Source organism: Psychromonas sp. CD1 (assembly GCF_002239585.1).
In the GTDB taxonomy this organism is placed as follows: Bacteria; Pseudomonadota; Gammaproteobacteria; order Enterobacterales; family Psychromonadaceae; genus Psychromonas.
Genome location: NZ_NDFH01000003.1, coordinates 154,682 through 168,261, shown reverse-complemented (window position 1 = coordinate 168,261; position 13,580 = coordinate 154,682). Strand labels below are relative to the sequence as shown.

The window sequence follows — 13,580 nt, the reverse complement described above, 5'->3', positions numbered from 1 at the left end:
CGGCAAAACTATTATGAATAAAAAAATTGAAAGCATAAGTGATGATGAAATTAGCAAAACACAAATAAAACGCGAAGCGGAATCACTAAAGCTTATTGGACATGCTCTGATTGCACTCAATAAAAAACAACTGGCTCAAATTCCAGCAAGTGAGTTATTGTTTCATGCCATTTCAGTTGCACATAAAATTAGCACCAAACATGAGGCTTTACGTCGCCAAATCCAATTTATTGGAAAGGTGTTACGTAATGAAGATTGTGATGCTATTAATCTCATGTTAGATAAGCTTAGCAATAAGCATCAACAATTGACGCATGCGGTACTACATTTAGAATCTTTACGCGATGAGTTGATTGAACAAGGAGATCCTAAAATTAATGAATTGATAAGTAAATATCCAGAGCTTGAACGCCAAAAATTACGTCAATTAGTACGTCAAGCTAACAAAGAGAAGAAAGCAGAAAAACCAGCTAAGGCGGCCAAAGATTTATTTCTTTATTTAAAACCAATATGCTTATAATAATTTGCAAACGTTAAAATAAAAAAGGCGAAGTATTCACTTCGCCTTTTTTATTCGATTAAATTTATACCGCTTTACTCATTTCAAGCACTTCTGCTTTATTAGTTTTTGCAATGAGTCTGTAACCTATCATCACAAGTATTGCTTGTGCAAGCATCACCGATGTCATCGCTACAACACCGTATTCACTTAATGCAGAAACAATACCACTGGCAACAACACAGAACATCATTTGTAAGAAATTCATTAAACCTGCAGCCGATGCACTATTATCGCTAAAATCAGAAAGAGCTCTATTAGCTACAATGGGATAAATGGCGCCATTGGCCATAGCCATAAAACACATTGGAATAAGCAAAGGTATAATACTATTGCTGGTAAATTTAGTCGCCACAATAAACATCACGATCACGCTAGCAATAAAGAGTTTTAATAGCCAAGGTAAAATTTGTTGAGATGCATATTTATTTAAGAACGAACGACATGTGTAACCACCAATGATAAATGCGATAGTTTGCGGTAGGTAACTAAACCCAATATCTGTGCCGGAGTATCCCATTGCGGTCATCGCAAAAGGAGAGCCTGTAAGCCATGCAAAAAAAGCTGCCGAACAGGTCGCATAAATGAGCATGTTTCCGGTGAATTTTTTTGATTTTAAAATATATACGTATTGTTCAATTACGCTTTTTTCTTTTTTATTTTCTGTATTAGCGACATTTGTTTTTTGTGGAATACTAAAATCAATTAAATTTGCGCGCAACATTAACATTGAACCAATTAATATTAATGTATAGAAAATGGTTTGCCACCCTAGATGCGTTTCAAGTACCGCCCCTAAAAGAGGTGCTAAAGCGGGAGAAAGGGCCACTAAGGGCATAATCGTTGCAAAAATACGTTGTGATGTCTTTGCATCATATTTTTCCATGACATAAGATTGCCAAATAATGGTGGAACCACAAGCACCAAGTGCTTGTATTAAACGGCCTAAAAGTAACCATTCAATGTGAGTTGAAAGGGCACAAATGATGCTACCTAAACTAAAAACAAGTAAACTACTGGATAAGATTAGTTTTTTCCCAAAACGTTGACTAAGAGGTCCATAAACAAGTTGTCCACCTGCCATTCCAAATAGGAAAATGGTTAGGGACCAACCGATCATTTGTTGGCTTGTGCCTAAATCTTGACGAATGACATCGAATGCGGGAAGGTACATATCTGTGGCTAAAAATCCAAGCATACTTAAGCCAGCTAGCCATATATATGGAATGGTTTTATTTTTTTTGTGCATTTTATTCTCTTATTGATTCTTTTAGGATATTTTTATAGTTTAAGCTTGCTATTTAGTGTTGTGAAACGGTATATTTTCACCCCATTCATCAAAAAATTTGACTTGTATGTTTTCTTATCAAGATCTGTTGGTTATTGACGCGGTCGCGCGTCGAGGTAGCTTTGCAAAGGCCGCTGTAGAGCTACATAAAGTTCCGAGTGCAATCAGTTATCGTGTTAAATGGGTTGAACATAAATTATCAGTGCGTTTATTTAAACGAACGCATCGGAAAGTTGAGTTAACGCCTGCTGGCATTTATTTTGTGGAGAAAGCACGTTTATTATTAAAACAAATGGATGAAATTAAATTTCAAACTCAGCGTGTTGCTAATGGTTGGCAGAGTAGTGTTTCTATTGCTTTAGATAATGTGGTACATGAGGACAGTGTTAATAAATTAGTTGAAGATTTTTATGAGCAGTTTCCAGATGTGGAATTACTACTTACTATGGAGGTTTTTAATGGCGTGTGGGATGCTTTGGCGGATGGACGAGCCGATATTGCTATTGGTGCAACGGCTGTGGTGCCAATAGGTGGTAATATATCATTTCGTGCAATGGGTGCCTTATTATGGGACTTTGTTATCGCACCAGGGCATCCTCTTGCCTCGAAAGAGGGCAAGCTAAAAGAAAAAGATTTGATAAAATATCCTTGTATCTGTCTTGATGATAGTTCGCGAACATTGCCTAAGCGTACAACTTGGTTATTAGATAATCAAAGACGTTTAGTGGTGCCTAATTGGCATAGTGCTGAACAATGTTTTATGGCGGGTTTAGGCGTGGGAATTATGCCGACGCATCGAGCAAGAGTATTGATAGCATCGGGTAAATTAATTAAAAAAGATCTTGTTGATCCACCAAAAGAAAGCCCTTGTTGTCTGGCTTGGAAAAATGATTGTTTAACACCCGCAGTAAAATGGTTATTGGACTATTTAGGTGATACTGAACAACTACATCAGCAATGGTTAGTGTAAAAATAAAGAGTGGTTTATGTCTGTTTTTTTGACCCTGTAAAGAATTCTGTGTAATTACCATTTTACAGGTGCACTTTAAACTAATAAACTACGAATTATTTTTGTTTATCATTAACTTGTCGCTGGTTAATCGCTTCTAACGCGTCACTATTTTGTAATTCAACCAACCCTTCTTGCCGCGTTACTATACGAACTTCTGGATTATTAAGTGCACCCTTTACTACAAAATCAATACGCACAATAGCATCCACAACAGGCTCTAATATTTTAGTCAGTAATAACACAGCGGCTCCCGTTAAAGGATTAATTGCAAATGCAGTTAATAAAGGTAAACTTGAAGTAATTGCAGGGCTATAACTTAAATGATAATTGATATCCATATTCGGCAAGTCGATAAACCCTCCGCCAGAGAGTTTCCCTGCAGAGCCATTTAAATTAAAGTCATCTGTTTTTATAATGCCTTTAGTTATTTTGGCCGTTAATGTCAAATCATCGAAACTAAAGCCTTTCGCAAACACATCACCAAATTCCATATTTAAAGAGCGCCTAATGCCATCTAAACTTAAAATACTTAATAATCGCGCCCCTTTATCACTCACTTGGGTAATAGAGCCATCATTTAAATCCGCCGAAAATTTTCCATTTAAAGAATCAAGATTAAATTGCCAAGGTGCACCGACCCAATTAAAATAGCCTTCTAAGAAAGCGTCATGAGCAACAATAGGACTACTAAATCCAAGTCGCTTCACTAGATTATGTCCTCTATTAGCCGTACTTTTTATGCTCAATACAGTAAGATGTTGATCCCAAAAACCTGTGATTTTTGTTAATTCTTGACCTTCACCAACATTGATTTTATTAATATATAAAAGTTTCTCGCTGGGATATATATGTATTGATAATGGTGAAAGATCCATCTGTTTATAACGACACTCACGACATTCTACAAATATTTCAGGATAATCCAAGATTAAATTTTTGCTCGATGGGGTCGACTTAAACTCCGACAAATCTAATAACTGTAAATTTAATTTATCTATATCGGCCTTAATACGTATAGGAGACCCATCTCGATATTCCACTTTACCTTGTAAATTATCAGAAAATATCTTAGCAGACCAAATGCTTTGTTGCTCTTGCATCTTTTTGTTTGCATCTATTTTTAATGAAAATAAGGGCTGCTCAAGAAAACTAAAGCGCTTTATCTCCGCACTGATTTTTCTGATATTAAAAAAAGATACATCATTGTTTTTAACAAAAAATTGTGGGTTTTCTTCTTTTAATTTACGCCAATAATGCAACCAAGGTGTCGCATTAAGTTCATCAAATTGTACGTGGATAGCTTGTCGGTTTTTTTCTAATAGAGGCATATTATCTTCACCTAGATTTAACTGAAGATAAGTTATTTTTGGTGTTCCATCTGCATAATTTAGGCCACCAAAAAAAGCCAGCTTATTTTTGACATTAAACACGACATTGGCCGTTTTTTGATCTCCAGAAAGGGTCAATGTCGAAGGCCAAGATTGCAATGCGTTTTTATGATAAGGTGCGGGTAACAAAATATATACGCCTTGTACCTCGGAATTTAAATTTATCTGGTACTGGTAACCTGCATTGTACGCATAAGAGAAATCTACATCACCTTGCCATTCAAAATTCCCCTTCACTTTAAGTGCTGATAACCAAGGTATCTTTTTCGATAAGGCATCGAGTTGCCAACGTCCATCTAGAGTGGCTTTTACCGCATAATGTGTTGCGCTTTGTTGTGTTGAAAAGTCTATGTTTAACTTTTCGTTATATAACGATGCACTAATATTCTCTGCGACTAATTGTGCATTGATAAAACGAAACTCACCATTAACATTATGCAAAGGAATACTGATATTCGCACCTAATTTTAAGGTGATATCATTGTTCTTTAATTGTACAACCCCCTCTGTTTTCGTTTGACGATTTTCAGTATTAAATGGGACCGTAATTTTTAATTTACCCGATATCTCTTTTTGCACATTTATAATGTCTAGGGCCTTACCTACACTCGACTTTAAAGGCGATATATTTAAATAGTTTTGCACCTTTTTCGCATCATCTCTAATTTCAGCCCAAATAGTTAATGTACCTTTAGGAGATAAACTATCCACTCTCCCGGTTAGTTTTTTAAGCGAAAGTTCCCCCAATGAGGCCTGTTTTGCCTGCATAGTTAATGTTTCATTTTCAAATAACAAATCAAGATCTAAATTATGCAAGCCAGGCCATTTCCTGTAAAAGTCATATTGCGCATCCCGCACCGGAACCCACGCTTGAAAAATCCCTTCTTTCTTTTTATACGGATAATCGGATAAAGCTCCATACCAAAGTATTTTTGCTCCTGTAACATGACCTTTTTTTAGTGTCGGTGCTAAATATTTAAAAACACCTTCTCCCATCGCTTTAATAGGATAATAATATTGGGCTTTACTGGTATCATTTAGTGATACGTAACTATACAAACTTAAAAATATTTGCTGATTATGCGCCTCTTGATTAGGAATAAATAAAGAAAATTCACTTTCACTCTTGATATCAACGGTATTTAATATACTTTTTTTACTGAATAGCTTTAAGCCAGTGGGCATTCTTTGCCAATGGATGTTAATTTCCCCTAATTTAATCGGCATAGGTCGGCTAAATAAACCATCAAAATAAACTTTTTGCGGTGTAAGTTTGATACTTAACACGCCTTTGTTAAGGTCGCCAGATAATGCTATCCGTGCATTTGTTATACCTGGTATAGTCCCTTTAGCTTTCGTTTTAAACGCACTTAATTGCAATGAAAACTGGCGATTTTGTAATGGTTTTTTCTGCAGTGTTAACATGTCTACACTTGCATCCAATGCAATATTTCGTAGCATTGATGCTTGCTCTGTTGAGACTGAGCGCGAGAGAAAATAAAAGGGAAGAATTTTAGAAAGTGTTACACCACTAAAGCGTAGCGCCAAGTTGTCATCATCTCCGACACCACTAAAGCGTAAGGTTGAATATTTATTGTTATTTTGCTTTGTTTTTATACCATAACTATCAAAACGCCAACCCTTCTTTGAATTGGTTAACTGTAAATAGCCACCTTTTAATTGCCAACTTTGTGTATGATCATACTGTTGCCAACTTAGCCTACTAGGCAATAAACGCACCTGTACTCTATCAACTTTACTATTAGAAAATTTAAGCCAGGCTTGGAACCCAATACGCGCATCAAGTATCTTTGCATTGCCATTAACTTTCCCTTCCAAATAATTACTTATATTTAAGTTGTTGGCTGCAACATATAACTCACCCTGTAATGCGTTAGCATTACTACTCACTTTATTACTTAAATTAAGAACAAAACGTAAAGAGTCATCATTACGCGAGTTGGACATTTTGGCAAAGCCAACACCTTGATGCTTTTCTCCTGAATTTATCCAGTTTAAATTATCAATATAAATGGTTTTTTTAACACCAAAATGATCTTCAAAATGCAACCGACTATCATTGACAGAAAAGCGTTTTAGCTGCGTTAAAAAAATATTTTCTAACGATCGTAACGCAGATAAGGAAGGTGACATTTTCGTCTTTTTCTTTGCATTCTGTTTTTTTAACGTTAAATCGGCTCCTTTTAAAGATATTCGATTAAAATTAAGACGTTGTGAAAAAACAGAATCCCAGAAATTTAAATGTAAGAAAAGATAATCTACTTTAAGCGTAAACGGAAGGCCTTTGGAATCTGGTAATTGTAAATGATTAAGCGTAACAACCAATCCTGAAAAATCGATACTAGCAGAAACATCCTCTACGGAAAAATTGATATTATATTCTTCGGCTAACCAACCCGTAATTTGCCCTTTATAATCTTCAACGCTCACAAAAAAAATGCGAGCAGCAGTTAATAACACAGCAAAAAGAAACAATTTCACCGCGACTAAAGCTGAAAATCGCTTAAACCACTTAATGGTGAAATGCTTCAAAATTACATCATGACCACATCAAATTGCTCTTGCCCATACAGAGGTTCTGTATAAATAGTAACCTCTTTAGACATAAATAAAATCAATTCACCTAAACTATACGATTCTTCACCTCGTAATGCATCTGCAACCGCAGGAGAAGTATAAACAGAAAAAGTTTCTGCATCAAAAGCACGATTTACACGTAATATTTCACGTAATACTTCATAACAAACGGTTTCTACCGTTTTCACATAACCCCTGCCATTACACTGCTCACATGGACTACAAAATATATGCTCTAAGCTTTCTTGAGTACGTTTACGTGTCATTTCAATTAAGCCAAGCGGTGAAAAATCATTAATATGGGTTTTAACTCGATCTTTGCTTAAAGCTTGCTCTAAACTTGTAAAAACACGACGTTTATGGTCGTTAGACTTCATATCAATAAAATCAAGAATAATGATCCCACCTAAATTACGTAAGCGTAATTGCCGTGCAATCGCTTGTGTTGCCTCAATATTCGTATTAAAAATTGTCTCTTCTAAATTACGGTGCCCTACAAAGCCACCGGTATTAATATCCACGGTAGTCATTGCCTCGGTTTGATCAATAATCAAATATCCACCCGATTTTAGCTCTACTTTCCGCTCTAATGCTCTTTGCACTTCATTTTCAGCATCAAACAAATCAAAAATAGGACTCTCACCAGGATAATATTCAATCTTATCGTTGATTTCAGGTATAAATTCATGTGTGAATTTTTGTAAATCTGTAAATTTCAACTTTGAATCTACACGTATTCTATCAATTTTCGAGCCCACAAAATCACGTAAAATACGCAAGGCCAAATCTATATCTTGATACAATAGTTTATTTTTAGATTTAAAACGCGCTTTCCGCTTAAGAACTTTTGCCCAAACCCGCTGTAAAAAAGCAGCATCGTGCACTAACTCATCAGCAGAGACCCCCTCAGCTGCAGTGCGAATAATAAACCCACCTAATTCATTCACACATTTTTGTGTTATATCTTTTAATCTATCTCGTTCAGAGGCGCTGTCTATACGCTGCGAAACCCCAACATGTGAACTGCCTGGCATAAAAACTAAATATCGAGACGGTACCGTGATATCTGTTGTAAGACGCGCGCCTTTAGTTCCCATAGGATCTTTAACAACTTGCACCATAATATCTTGGCCTTGACGTACTAATTCCGAAATATCCGCCACTTTAAATTGCACTTTTTCGGTCTGCGCAACACATTCGGTATGTGGCACAATATCGGACGCATGCAAAAAGGCAGCTTTTTCTAATCCAATATCCACAAAAGCGGCTTGCATTCCAGGCAAAACTCGACAAACTTTACCTTTATATACATTCCCAACGATACCTTTGGTGCCTTGTCGCTCAATATGTAGCTCTTGTAATACGCCACCTTCTATCACTGCCACGCGAGTTTCAGTTGGCGTAATATTCATTAATAATTCAACTGACATGATGCGTTCCTCTTAAAAACTTTTTAATTAATTGATCACTTTCATACAAAGGTAAACCTACTACCGCACTATAACTACCATTAATGTGTGTTATAAATTTACTCGCAAAACCTTGGATTGCATATCCACCCGCTTTATCTTTAGGCTCTCCACTTTGCCAATAATCTGCAATTTCATCGGCACATAATGCTTTAAACGTAACCGACGTTGCCACTATAACCGAGCTGGTTTTTTGCCCATCGAACAAAGCCACCGCTGTGAACACTTGATGTGTTTGTGCGGATAATTTTTCCATCATATGACGCGCATGTAACTCGTTTTTAGGCTTACCTAACACTTCACCATCTATTACCACAATGGTATCAGCACCTAAAACAGGGTAGCGTTTATCACTATTAAGGAAACCCGCTTGGGCTTTTTCAATGGCCAAACGTAAAACATAATCTTTTGCCAATTCATTGCTTTTTTGGCACTCTTCTATCTTGGCATTTACCCAGCAAAAAGGCACTTTAATTTGTTGTAAGAGTTCAGCTCGACGAGGTGAACGAGAGGCTAGATAAATCATTATTACAGCACCTTAAAACGAATACGGATCATACGTAAAAAAAGAAAAAACCAAGGCCAAATAAGCATCGACGAAAAAATAGACCAAAAATAATTTTTATGTAATATGATATCTTGCTGAGTCGAGGCAATCCAAAACAAACCCAATTTAATACATAAAACAGACAGCCCGACTAACAGCGTCGTTTGCACGAGTGAGAAATAACGAATCCTTTGATAATGCATACAAATAAAATAGGCAAACAAAGCAAACAGTAAAGCATGCATACCTAGCATTGAGCCTAATAATATATCCAAAATTAAGCCAAGGAAAAATGCATGCACAATCCCAATACGGAGCGGTAATGCGAGCACCCAATAAGCAATGAGCAGAATCATCCACTCAGGACGAAACCCATTAAAAAACATTGGTAAGGGAAAAATAGCACACAACAAGCCCACAAAAAATGTAAAATATACTATACTATAGTGGCGCATTTTTAATCTTCGCCTCTTTTTCTAATACATCCGATACATCTTTCTTCTTATCGCAAAGCAATAATAAATAATGACTTTCGCCTAATTTAGTAACCGGTGTTGCCTCCACATCGGCATATGATGCACCCTTTTTATAACTAATATGGCTTATCGTTGCAACTGGATATCCAGCCGGAAAATTCCCACCAAGTCCTGATGTGACAAGTAAATCACCCTCTTTTAAATCAGCGTTGTTTTGTATAAAAGGCATGTCTAATTTATTCCATGCTCCCCCACCATGTACAATGGCAATCATATCATTACGTTGCACTCGCACAGGGATACCATGGCTTGCATCTACTAATAAAAGAACGCGACTAGTTAAAGTGCCCACTTCTGAAATTTGTCCAACGACACCAACTTCATCGATCACAGGTTGCCCTAGATAGACACCATCAAGCGTTCCTTTATTAATCAACAACTGATAACGAAAAGGGTCTGAGCGTAAACTCATTACTTCAGCAAGCATGCGTTGATTAGTGAAATTACGGGTTGAATTAACCAATGTCCGTATTTTTTTATTTTCTAACTGAAGTTGTGTTAGCAGTAAACGATCCGCGTTTAAAAACATATTTTCTTTTTCAAGACGCAAATTACGTATTTTTAATTCTTCTCTAGTTACTATCATACGTGAAAAAGAGGTGACTAAAGATTGGGGGATATCTGCAATGTATTGAATTGGGCTCACTAACGAGTTTAAATACAATCGATAGGATGTAAACAAATTAAATTTACTTTCCGCGAGCAATAAAAAAAGAGAAATAAGGACAATAACAGATAGTCTTAATAAAAAAGAAGGTCCGCGAGAAAATATTGGTTTCATGGTTACCGATCAAATATTAATAAATAAAAAAATGGCAATAGCAATAGCAATAGCAATAGTTTACCTATTGCCATTTTTATCAATCGACCTGAAATAAATCTCTACCATATGTATCAATCATTTCAAGTGCCATACCACCCCCACGAGCAACACAAGTTAGGGGATCATCTGCAACGATAACCGGAATACCTGATTCTTCTGACAACAAACGATCTAATTCACAAAGAAGAGCGCCTCCACCTGTGAGTATCATTCCTTGCTCTGCAATATCGGCTGCCAATTCAGGGGGCGTTTTTTCTAAGGCTAACATCACAGCAGAAACGATCCCACTCAGTGGCTCTTGTATCGCTTCCAATATTTCATTACTGTTCAAGGTGAAAGCTCTAGGTACACCTTCCGCAACATTCACGCCCCGAACTTCTATCTCTTTGACTTCATTAATAGGATATGCAATTCCAATGGTTTTCTTAATGCGCTCCGCCGTTATTTCTCCAATTGTACAACCATAGTTTCGACGTACATAATTAATGATAGCTTCATCAAATTTATCGCCTCCTAGGCGCACAGAAGATGCGTAAACAATACCATTTAGTGAAATAACCGCGACTTCAGTCGTGCCACCACCAATATCGACAACCATTGAACCTATAGCTTCGGAAACGGGCATACCCGCGCCAATCGCAGCTGCCATTGGCTCATCAATCAAAAATACCTCACGAGCCCCCGCACCTTGTGCAGATTCTCGAATGGCACGTCGCTCTACTTGTGTTGAACCACAAGGAACACAAATTAGAACTCGCGGACTTGGACGTAAAAAACTATTGTTATGCACTTGTTTAATAAAATGCTGTAACATTTTTTCAGTAATATAAAAGTCAGCAATAACACCATCTCTCATTGGCCGAATAGCTTGAATATTACCCGGTGTTTTACCTAACATTTGTTTAGCATCATGACCAACTGCTGCTACACTTTTCCCCGCTCCATTTTTATCTAAACGGATAGCCACAACAGAAGGTTCATCGAGAACAATTCCCTGATTTTTGACATAAATGAGTGTATTTGCGGTTCCTAAATCAATAGATAAATCATTAGAAAACATACCCCGAAACATTTTAAACATGAAAGATTTCCAAAAGAGCGTAAATTAAGAGCTACACTGTACCAATCCCCTCATACTTCAGCAAGAAAAGAAAGTGAATAGCAGAAAATATCGTTATTTTTATCTAGTATCGACAACGATGCGCATCAAAAATAATAGTATACTTTTAACACATTTTAGCTGAAAATCAAAAACACTTCGCTTTATTATTGTGTTCACATAAAAATAAAGCCAAACGACAGACTTTAACGCAGAATCTGCCTCTTACAAAAGAGCTTTGATTATTCTCAACCTGCAAACACATCTTCCGTTGGATATCTTAATAAGGTCGGTTTAGGTCTGGCCAACATATATGCAAGTGTTAAAGGCCCTATCCTGCCAATAATCATCACAATAACAATAATAAGTTTACCCGGCTCAGAGAGTTCAGCGCTTAATCCCGAACTCAATCCAACTGTTGCAAAAGCTGAAATTATTTCAAACATAACCATAGAAATAGGGGCATCTTCTGTGAGCATTAATGCAAACATTGCGCCGATAAGCACGACAAAACTAACCACTATAATTGCTAAACATTTTGTTACGGTAGACCAAGGCACAGAGCGTTTTAAAATAACCACTTTTTCATTTTGTCTTAAAAAAGACAACGTCGATAACATAGCTACTACAAAGGTAGATACTTTTATACCCCCCCCTGTGGAGGTCGATCCTGCACCAATTAGCATTAACACCATCAAGACTAATAATGCTGGATTAGTAAAATCATCTATTTGTATCGTATTAAAGCCCGCTGTACGCGCCGTTGCTGATTGAAAGAAGGCAGCTAACCATTGATCGCCAAAGCTTAAAAAAGCTAATGTATGCACATTATCCTTTTCTAAAAACCAGATGAGAACAGTACCCACTAGAAGTAAGCTAGGTGTCGCTATTATCATTATTTTACTATGCAATTGTAAATGCTGAAAACCACGAAAAATATTGACATATATATCAGAGATAACAGTAAAGCCTATTCCCCCTAAAATAAATAATCCCGCAATAGTAAAATTAACCGTTACATCCCCTGAAAAATCCATTAAATTATTACTAAACAATGAAAATCCAGCATTATTAAAAGCTGAAACAGCATGAAAAACAGCACTAAATATTCCTTCTTTCCACCCAAGAATAGGGACAAACCGAAAAGACAAAAAAAGTCCTCCGAGTATTTCGGTTAGGAATGCGAAAATAATAATATGCTTAATTAAACGTGGTAAATTCACCCTTTTACTTTGCCCTAAAGCTTCTCTGGTGATGGACTGCTGACGTAAGCTCATACGTAATCCAAACATGTACAATAAAATAGCAGACAACGTCATTTGTCCAAGTCCACCAATTTGCATCAAGATCATTAACAACACTTTACCCGCAAGCGTAAAATGAGTTCCTGCATCAACAACGCCCAATCCGGTCACACTTATCGCAGAGGTTGCAGTGAATAACGCGTCAACTAGACTGAGCCCCGAAACAGAAAAAACAGGAAATGTTAAAAGCACAGCCAATGGAAATAAAATGGCTAAAAAACTAAATAAAATAACTCTTGGCTCTGACCAACGTTTTTTATCCTTTATATTTTTTAAGTTAAATAAAATAGTCATAGTTTACTTAACTGCTCTTTAATTTTATTTTCTTGTCCTGCTATTATTAATATATCTCCCATTTGCAGCAGTGTATTTAAATCTGGATGACTATAGATAGTGGGCCCACGTTTATACGCTAAAATCGACATTTCATCACAAAGTCCACAAGGGTGTTGATACATTGGCCTACCTAAATGTTTGCTATTTACCACAACTTCAGTAATAGCGAGTCCACTACCTAAAGAAAGATAATCAAAAATGTGTTTATTCAACATATTACGTGCGACACGGATCCCCATGTCTCGTTCAGGGCTAATAATTTTATCCGCCCCAATTTTTCTTAAAATTTTAGCGTGATATTTGTTTTTAGCCTTAACCCATACAGCTTTAGTGCCACATTCTTTAAGTATTAATGTCGTTAATATACTAGTATTAAGATCAGCACCAATTGCCACCATCACAATATCATAATCTTCAAGTTTTAATTCTGCGACCGCTTCTTCGTCACTACAGTCGGCAACCACCGCATGACTCACAAATTCAGCAGCTTTCTTCACACAACGTTCAACAATATCAATCGCTAATACTTGTACGCCTTGCGAGGCAAGCTCTTCACAAAGAGCCATACCAAAGCGTCCTAAACCAATAACAGCAAACTGTTTATTATGTAAATTCATTTTT

At 36.6% G+C, this 13,580-nt stretch carries 11 protein-coding genes; 2 read left to right on the top strand and 9 right to left on the bottom strand.

The annotated features are described in order from the left end of the window. The first annotated feature begins 13 nt into the window (after positions 1–13). Positions 14–520, top strand: a complete 507-nt coding sequence (gene yjgA / locus B8W84_RS02115) for a ribosome biogenesis factor YjgA (RefSeq protein ID WP_094751688.1) — start codon at positions 14–16, stop codon at positions 518–520. A 64-nt stretch (positions 521–584) separates the two neighbouring features. Here yjgA and punC read toward each other — a convergent pair whose 3' ends face one another. Next, positions 585–1,808: a purine nucleoside transporter PunC gene (punC, locus tag B8W84_RS02110; RefSeq protein ID WP_094751687.1), complete on the bottom strand. Its 1,224-nt coding sequence runs from the start codon at positions 1,806–1,808 to the stop codon at positions 585–587. Between the two features lie 106 nt (positions 1,809–1,914). Between punC and punR the strand changes: the two genes are divergently transcribed. Next, on the top strand, positions 1,915–2,817 hold the full coding sequence (punR, locus tag B8W84_RS02105) for a DNA-binding transcriptional activator PunR (protein ID WP_094751686.1): 903 nt from the start codon (positions 1,915–1,917) through the stop codon (positions 2,815–2,817). Positions 2,818–2,912: 95 nt separating this feature from the next. Here punR and B8W84_RS02100 read toward each other — a convergent pair whose 3' ends face one another. The 8 genes from B8W84_RS02100 to B8W84_RS02065 all read right to left on the bottom strand — a co-directional run bounded on the left by B8W84_RS02100 (position 2,913) and on the right by B8W84_RS02065 (position 13,576). Further along, positions 2,913–6,800 carry a YhdP family protein gene (locus tag B8W84_RS02100; protein ID WP_094751685.1) on the bottom strand — a complete coding sequence of 1,296 codons (3,888 nt, stop codon included), beginning with the start codon at positions 6,798–6,800 and terminating at the stop codon, positions 2,913–2,915. Positions 6,801–6,802: 2 nt separating this feature from the next. Next, positions 6,803–8,275, bottom strand: coding sequence for a ribonuclease G (gene rng / locus B8W84_RS02095; protein WP_094751684.1), 1,473 nt, complete (start codon positions 8,273–8,275; stop codon positions 6,803–6,805). Continuing rightward, positions 8,265–8,840: a Maf family protein gene (locus B8W84_RS02090; protein ID WP_094751683.1), complete on the bottom strand. Its 576-nt coding sequence runs from the start codon at positions 8,838–8,840 to the stop codon at positions 8,265–8,267. Before B8W84_RS02090 ends, rng begins: the two co-directional genes overlap by 11 nt. A gap of 2 nt (positions 8,841–8,842) precedes the next feature. Further along, the gene (gene mreD / locus B8W84_RS02085) at positions 8,843–9,316 is read right to left on the bottom strand and encodes a rod shape-determining protein MreD (protein WP_094751682.1); all 474 of its coding nucleotides are present in this window, start codon (positions 9,314–9,316) and stop codon (positions 8,843–8,845) included. Further along, complete coding sequence (gene mreC / locus B8W84_RS02080) at positions 9,303–10,178, bottom strand: rod shape-determining protein MreC (protein ID WP_094751681.1); 876 nt, start codon at positions 10,176–10,178, stop codon at positions 9,303–9,305. The genes mreD and mreC overlap by 14 nt, the downstream gene beginning before the upstream one ends. 79 nt (positions 10,179–10,257) lie before the next feature. After that, the gene (locus B8W84_RS02075) at positions 10,258–11,301 is read right to left on the bottom strand and encodes a rod shape-determining protein (protein ID WP_094751680.1); all 1,044 of its coding nucleotides are present in this window, start codon (positions 11,299–11,301) and stop codon (positions 10,258–10,260) included. A 266-nt stretch (positions 11,302–11,567) separates the two neighbouring features. Further along, positions 11,568–12,917 carry a TrkH family potassium uptake protein gene (locus tag B8W84_RS02070; protein ID WP_094751679.1) on the bottom strand — a complete coding sequence of 450 codons (1,350 nt, stop codon included), beginning with the start codon at positions 12,915–12,917 and terminating at the stop codon, positions 11,568–11,570. After that, the gene (locus B8W84_RS02065; protein WP_094751678.1) at positions 12,914–13,576 is read right to left on the bottom strand and encodes a potassium channel family protein; all 663 of its coding nucleotides are present in this window, start codon (positions 13,574–13,576) and stop codon (positions 12,914–12,916) included. The genes B8W84_RS02070 and B8W84_RS02065 overlap by 4 nt, the downstream gene beginning before the upstream one ends. Positions 13,577–13,580 lie beyond the last annotated feature (4 nt).

Coding starts and splice junctions, on each gene's coding strand:
- yjgA (WP_094751688.1), top strand. CDS start 14: ATGAATAAAAAAATTGAAAGCATAAGTGATGATGAAATTAGCAAAACA.
- punC (WP_094751687.1), bottom strand. CDS start 1,808: ATGCACAAAAAAAATAAAACCATTCCATATATATGGCTAGCTGGCTTA.
- punR (WP_094751686.1), top strand. CDS start 1,915: ATGTTTTCTTATCAAGATCTGTTGGTTATTGACGCGGTCGCGCGTCGA.
- rng (WP_094751684.1), bottom strand. CDS start 8,275: ATGTCAGTTGAATTATTAATGAATATTACGCCAACTGAAACTCGCGTG.
- B8W84_RS02090 (WP_094751683.1), bottom strand. CDS start 8,840: ATGATTTATCTAGCCTCTCGTTCACCTCGTCGAGCTGAACTCTTACAA.
- mreD (WP_094751682.1), bottom strand. CDS start 9,316: ATGCGCCACTATAGTATAGTATATTTTACATTTTTTGTGGGCTTGTTG.
- mreC (WP_094751681.1), bottom strand. CDS start 10,178: ATGAAACCAATATTTTCTCGCGGACCTTCTTTTTTATTAAGACTATCT.
- B8W84_RS02075 (WP_094751680.1), bottom strand. CDS start 11,301: ATGTTTAAAATGTTTCGGGGTATGTTTTCTAATGATTTATCTATTGAT.
- B8W84_RS02070 (WP_094751679.1), bottom strand. CDS start 12,917: ATGACTATTTTATTTAACTTAAAAAATATAAAGGATAAAAAACGTTGG.
- B8W84_RS02065 (WP_094751678.1), bottom strand. CDS start 13,576: ATGAATTTACATAATAAACAGTTTGCTGTTATTGGTTTAGGACGCTTT.